Genomic DNA, 7,282 nt, shown 5'->3' with positions numbered 1-7,282 from the left:
ACGGATTCTCGGGGAAAGGAATTACAAGTAAAGCAGCAAAATGTTTGCATGTGAGTGCTTTTGGCACTCTGGAACAAAAGAAGCTGTTTTGACAGGAATCAGTTATGGAAACAACGGAAAGAACGAATTCTCCCTATCCGAACATCCCACCGGCGATCGAAAGCAACGATGGCGACTATCGCGATAGCGGTATTCCCAGTACCCTGGCGATCGCCGGTCATCCGATCCATCCGGTTATCGTTACTTTACCCATTGCTTTTTTAGTCGGCGCATTGGGTAGCGATGTCGCCTATTGGATAACCACCGACTTTTTCTGGGCAAAAGCCTCAATGTGGTTGATTGGCGTGGGGTTTGTTTCGGGAATTCTCGCTGGAATTACCGGGATGTTTGACTTTTTTAATATCAAACGAGTGCGCGATCGCAGTGCGGGTTGGCTGCATATGGCAGGCAATATTGTGGCCCTGGTGCTAACGTTGATTAATTGGCTGCTGCGTATGGGCAATCCAGAACTATCGATTGTACCCTGGGGTCTAGCCCTTTCGGCGATCGTCGGTGTCTTGCTGGGCGTCACCGGTTGGTTTGGTGGCGAATTGACTTTCCGCCACAAAATCGGTGCGATCGGAACCACGCGAGAAATGCAATCTTAACCTGCCAATTGTCAGGAATTGGTGACATTCCCGTAGGGTGAGCATTGCTCACCCTACATTTAGATTGGGGATTATTTTTTTATCTGTAGGGGCAGACGAATGATAAACTCAGATCCGCGATCGGGTTGAGAACTGCACTGCAAATCTCCCCCATGTTTTTCCACCACAATTTGATAGCTCACAGACAATCCCAAACCGGTGCCTTTTCCCACCGCTTTCGTGGTAAAAAATGGGTCGAATATGCGCGGTTTAATCTCCTCGGGAATTCCCGGACCATTATCAGCAATATAAATCGCGATCGCCTCCTCCAAAGTCTCGGTGCGAATTCGGATGGTTTTTTGGGGTTGGTCATTAGTGATTTGTCCTTTGTCATTTGAATTTATTACCGATGACGAATGACCAGTGACTAATGACGAATGACTCACCCCCGAGGACGCAACGGCATCGATCGCATTACTGAGGATATTCATAAACACCTGATTGAGTTGTGCGGAATAGCACTCAATTTGTGGGATATCGGCGAAGTCTTTAATCACATCAATGCCGTTGAGGCGGTGTTGCAAAATCAGCAGGGTACTTTCGATGCCTTGGCGGATATCGATCCATTTTTTTTCCGCTTCATCCAGACGGGAAAAGTTTCGCAAGGAGACGACAATTTTGCGGATGCGATCGGCACCAGTTTTCATCGATTGCAGGAGTTTGGGCAAATCCTCTTTTAAAAACTCCAGTTCGATAGCCATTTCCTCGTCTTGAATTGTGGTAGAAGGCGGGGAATACTCTTCTTGGTAAAGCGCCAACAGATGCAGCAAATCCTCAATATATTGACGAGTCGGTTCGATATTGCTATAAATAAAGCTCACCGGGTTATTGATTTCATGGGCAATTCCGGCCACAAGCTGACCCAGACTGGCCATTTTTTCATTTTGTACCAATTGCATTTGGGTGAGTTGCAGTTTTTCCAAAGCGGTTTGCAGTTCTTTAGTTTGTTGTTGCAGTTGCGCTTTAGAGCGTCGCAATGCCTCTTCAGTGCGCTTGCGGACTGCGATTTCGTCGTGCAACTGAGCGTTGGTATCGCGTAAGGAATCTATCGCATTTTTTAGTTCCACCGTGCGTTCTTCCACGCGCATTTCTAATTCTTCATTGGCTTTTTGCAGAGCCTCTTCTGCCTGTTTGAGTTCGGTGATATCATGTGCCCCAGCATAAATTAACTGCTGTTCGGGAAAGGCGGTGGCATTCCACAACAACCAGCGATAAGAACCATTGGCACAGCGATAGCGATTGGCAAAAGAAATCAGATTTTTGCCGGATTTCAAATCCCCGACTACATCGAGGGTGGGTTGCACGTCTTCGGGATGCAGCAAATCCAGAAAAGGGGTTTTCTTCAGTTCTTCGATGGAGAAGGAAAGGGTTTTTTCCCAGGCGGGATTTAATTGCTGGAAATAGCCATCAAATCCGAGGACGCAGAGCAAATCCAAAGAGACGCTAAAAAAGCGATCGCGCTCTTGTTCTGCTTTCGCACGGCGATCGCGTTCGATCGCCAGGGCGACTAAATCCGCCAAGGATCCGGCAAAGTTCTGTTCTTCGATCGCCCATTGGCGCGGTTCTCCCGTATGTTCGTGGCACAATACCCCCACCATCTGTCCCCCGAGGCGAATCGGTGCTTCTAACATCGAGGTAATCCCAAATGGCATCAGATAACCGTCGAGAAACTCTAAGGTTCTCGGATCCTGGCGTGCATTTTCACTGGCCAGAATCCGTTCCGAGGATAGGACGCGAAAATACACCGGATAATCCCGCGCCAGCAATTCCATCCCCGATGTGTGACGATGGGGAGTGCGTTCGTAACCATCGATACATTCGAGTCGCGATCGCTCTTGTGCGTATAACCACACGCCAACTCGCTCTACTTCCAGGGTATTCGCTCCTGCTTCGGTAATTTCCTTCATTACCAATCCAAAATCCATGTTTTGATTGTTGCGTTTAGCCAGCTTTAAAAGCGCGCGACTTTGGCGGCGCAGGCGTCGTTCGCTGGCGGATAAATTCCCATACAACCGGGCATTTTCTAAAGAAATCGCCGCTTGTGCAGACAGCAATTTTAACACTTCAACCCGGTCTGGGGTAAACGCTCCGGGGGCGAGATTATTTTCCAAATAAAGAATCCCGATCGCTTTCCCTTTGGCCACAATTGGCATACATAAAACCGAGGGAATATTATAGGTTTGCAAATAAGGGTCGTTGGTAAATAATCCCTCTTTCGCCGCCCGATCTAACACCACATTTTCCTGAGTGCGCGCCACGTATTGAATGAGGGAACGGGGTAAATGTTCCACCGCATCTACCCGGGTGCGATCGCCCACCCGAATTTCTGCCGGTTCTACGGTTCCGGTAGCTTCCACAAATAACGTTCCCGCTTCTGCTAAAATCAAACAACTTTTTGTCGCCCCGGCATTTTCCATTGCAATGGCAATTAACGTTTCGAGCAATTGATTTAAAACAATTTCGCTGCCAATTGCTTGTGAAGCTTTCAAAACGGCAGATAAATCCAGAGAATCCATCGCACCGCTAGAGGAAGTTTTGGTACTCATCAATTCCGGTTGGTTATCGGTAGTGCGCTGACGAGACAATACCTGCGGATAGCGAGATTTTAACGCTTCAATAATGCCTGTCGCCCCCCAGCGCCGATAGGCATAATGCGCTTCTTTCAAGTAGGTATATCCCACGGTTTCCGTTCCCCGGGCGAGATAAAATTCGGCGGCGCGTTGATTGGCGATCGCTTCTTCGCGCAAGTATCCCGTTTCTCGAGCTTGTTTTATCGCGTTTTCGTAAGCGGCGATCGCCCGCAGCGGTTGGTTCAACACTCGCGCTTTTTCCGCTTTCACCAATTCATACTGATGCACAAAGTTTTCCGGCGCAGAATCAGCCCATTTTTTCAGTTTTTTCTGATTTTCCGTCACCTTGGCGATCGCCTGATGCCGTTGCGCTTTTGAGAGTTGCGGATACTGCGCCAACAATGCCAAGGAATAATAAACGTGATGCAGGGGAAATTTCATCAACCCGCGACCCCGATCTTTATACTGTTCCGCTTGTTTTGCATTCTCCAGCGCCGCTTCAAACTCGCCGTATAAATAACAGACAATGGTTTTTGCCAGATAGACGCAAAAGAGAAACAGTCCCAGATTGTTGCGCTTAAACCTCGGGAGCATTTCCCCTTCGTCGAAGCACTCGCCCACCAACGCGGTGACTTCCCCAGGGCGATCGCGCAACTGTAAAACCGCCTGTCTCCAAATATTAATATAGTCCAAACTAAAATCCTGCTTAATTTTAGCAATTAGCTCGCTGTATTCTTCAAACGTTGTCGCCAACTCGGACAAGTTTTCGCCCACAAAAAACAGATGAATGCAATATTCCGCAGCGCCATATCCGCCATATTCTAACTCTCCAGTTTCCAACCCCACGCGCACGGTTTCCAGCAAATCGGGAATCGTGGCGCGCAGATGCTCTTTCCAGAAGCGCACGTGGGAGTTAAACATCTTCAACACGCGACATTCCAATTCTCTGGCATTGAAGCGCTTTAACAGGGTGAGGGACAGTTCGCCAAAAGCATATCCCGCCTCTACATTTTTCTCATTTCCCGATAAGATTAATCCATAAATGCCATAGGCATAAGCCGCAAAAGGAGAGTTCCCATATTGCATGGCCAGATTGACCATTGTGAGTACCAAAATCGGCAATAAAGCGGGATTGACGTTATATGCGGGCGCGCAAATTTGCATTAAAATCCGCATCGCCGCTAATTGATGGGGGTCGGTCATGGTGGGGCGCGCTTTCAGGTCTTCAAGGGCGCGATTACTCATGCGAAATTGGGTTTGTAATTTCAACATCCATCCTTGCAGGCGGGAGGGAGTTTTGGGCAGAGAAATTCCCAAGATAGAAAGCACTTGCAGACCCGTATCAATTGCGGAGTCCAATTTGTTTTGCGAAATAAAGTGCTGAATTTTTATTTCATAAACGGTGACTTGTTCGAGGATAGTTTTTGCCCGGTTTAACACTTCTTCGGCTAGGGGTTGCGCCGCCTCAAAATTGGTGGTGAGGTAGCGGGATTCTACGGTTTCGATTGCCAGAGATAGGGTTAAGTCATAGTGAGTTTCCCAGCTATTTTCCGGGAGTAGGTTTAACCCAGAGGTTAAGTAATCCACAGCCGACTCATAGGCGCTAGTGGCTTTGGCTTTTTGTCCGGCGATTAAATTCAGTTTTGCCAGTTCTTCTAGTTGCGATCGCTCGGTAATTAACCCGACGCCGAGATTCAGGTGATTGACAATCTCGAATATTTTTTCGTCCCGTTCTTCCGGGGGTGTTCCTTCCCGTAATAATTGGCCGATTTTCCAGTGAAGCTCGGTTTTATCCCGGGAATAAAGTAAGTCGTACAGTGCTTGATGGACGCGATCGTGTACGAACTGGTAGCCCATATTTACGGCAAATTCTTTCCAGTTATCCTGGGAAAATATCGCATTATAATCGGTTTGGCCTTCGGGATTCAAAAGAGCGGAAACTGGCAGATTATACCCATTGCTTAGAGGGAGAATTAATCCGGACTGAATCCCTAACTCTAGTTGAGCGATAGTGGCACTTAAGGGTTGCTCATTCGCCCGCGCCAGCAGGTCTAAGTCGAATTGCGTGCCAATACAAGCGGCTAATTTTAGCAGGGTTTGGGTCTGTGGGGAGAGCTTTTCAATATTGCCCAGGGTTAAATCGATCGCATTCTCCCGGAGTACCTGGTTTTGAATCTGCTGCATATCCCAGGTCCACTGGGCGGTTTCCCCCGGGCGCGTGGGGGAGGTGCGGGTCAACAAGTTTTCCTCGTAAAGGGAGTGCAAAAGCTGAGTTAAAAAGAAGGGATTTCCCTGGGTTTTTTGTGCTAGAATGGTAGCTAGGGATTGCGCCGATTCTGGAGTGCAATTCAGGGTGTCGCCAAGCAGGGTGGCGATGTCTTCTACCCCTAAGGGTTGCAGTTGAATTCGGGTGAGGCGCGTGGGGTCAATTTTCTGCAAGGCGATCGCCAATGGATGGGTCGCCGATACTTCATTGTCGCGATAGGCTCCAATCAGCAACAAATCCCGGCGATCGCGTTGGTTCATCAATATCTGAATCAAGGTCAAGGAAGCGGAATCTGCCCATTGCAAATCGTCGAGAAAAATCACTAACGGATGTTCGGGTTGGGCAAATACGCTTAGGAATGCTTCAAAGACCAAATGAAACCGCTGTTGTGCTTCCTTGGCGGGCAATTTGGGCAGGGGTGGCTGTTCTCCAATGAGCAGTTCTAGGTCTGGAATTACCTCGATTATTGCCGCCCCATTCATGCCAATTTGCGATAAAATCTTTTTCTGCCAAACTTGGATGAGTTCTTCACTTTCGGTTAAAAGCTGTCGAATCAATTCTTGAAAGGCTTTAGCGAAGGCAAAATAAGGAATATTGCGTTTGTAGGGGTCGTATTTTCCCTGAATGAAATATCCCCGCGCTTCCACAATCGGTTTATGGAGTTCGGCGACTAACGCAGATTTGCCAATTCCGGAATAACCGGCGACTTGTACCAGGTGCGGGGTACCTTCCCGGATGCGATGGAAGGCGGTTGTGAGAATCGCAATTTGCCGATCGCGCCCATAGAGCTTTTGCGGAATCTCAAAGCGATCGTAACTGTCATATTGCCCGAGAACAAACGGGGCGATCGTGTCCGCACTTTGGAGCTGTTTCCAGCAGGTTTCTAAATCCGCTTTCAGTCCCCAGGCGCTTTGATAGCGCGCTTCCGGAGTTTTAGCGAGTAATTTGAGGACGATATCGGATAGGGGTGCGGGGATTTGGGGATTCAGTTCCCGGGGGGATTGGGGTTGTTTCGCAATGTGACAGTGAATCCAGCTTATCGGATCGGTAGCGGTAAATGGAAGTTGCCCCAGGAGCATTTCATAAAAGCTGACCCCGGTGGAATATAAGTCGGTGCGATAATCCAGGGCGCGATTCATCCGCCCGGTTTGTTCCGGGGAAATATAGGCCAAGGTTCCTTGCACGGTGTTGGGATTGCTGACGCGAACGGTTTCTTTGCTCAGAGCGATCGCAATGCTAAAATCCGTAATTTTGACTTGACGAGTTTCCGGATGTATGATAATATTCGATGGCTTGATATCTTTATGAATAATCTGATGGTGGTGCAACTCGCCCAAGGTCTGAGCGATTTGAATCCCTATCTGCAAAAACTCTCCTAGGGGAAGGGGGCGATCGCTTAAAAAGCCTTTCAGGGAAATTCCGCCAAAATCCTCAAAAATCAGGCTGGGAATGCCTCGGCGATCGGCCACTTTTTCCCAAACTTTTACCACCCCAGGACTTTCTATTCGTTGGGTGATTTCATATTCTCTCTCTAAATTATAAATTTGCTGTAAATCTGGGTAATCGCTGGTTATCAGCTTGACGATAACTGGGCGGCGATCGCATTTTCTATAGCCCCGACAAATTGCGGTCTGACCCCCTACTTGAATTTCTTGGGTCAAGGTGTATCCGGGAATTTCAAACATTGTCATCAGAAATTAGGGTTGGTAAGGGGGAGAACGGAAACCCTCGTCATTTATGCGTAGGGAGGAGTTCTCCCC

The 7,282-nt window shown here is 48.4% G+C and carries 2 protein-coding genes; one reads left to right on the top strand and one right to left on the bottom strand.

The features are described 5' to 3' along the window. Positions 1-104 precede the first annotated feature (104 nt). Entirely contained in the window at positions 105-647 is a 543-nt protein-coding gene (locus AC0QH1_RS20270) for a DUF2231 domain-containing protein (protein ID WP_324633116.1), read from the top strand. Between the two features lie 71 nt (positions 648-718). Here AC0QH1_RS20270 and AC0QH1_RS20265 read toward each other — a convergent pair whose 3' ends face one another. Next, positions 719-7,213 (bottom strand): AAA family ATPase, encoded by a 6,495-nt coding sequence (locus AC0QH1_RS20265; protein ID WP_324633115.1) that lies wholly within the window; start codon positions 7,211-7,213, stop codon positions 719-721. Between the last annotated feature and the right edge of the window lie 69 nt (positions 7,214-7,282).

This window comes from Phormidium sp. CCY1219 (assembly GCF_055795085.1).
Note: the sequence above shows the minus strand (reverse complement) of the source record. Positions and strands in the feature narration are given on the sequence as shown.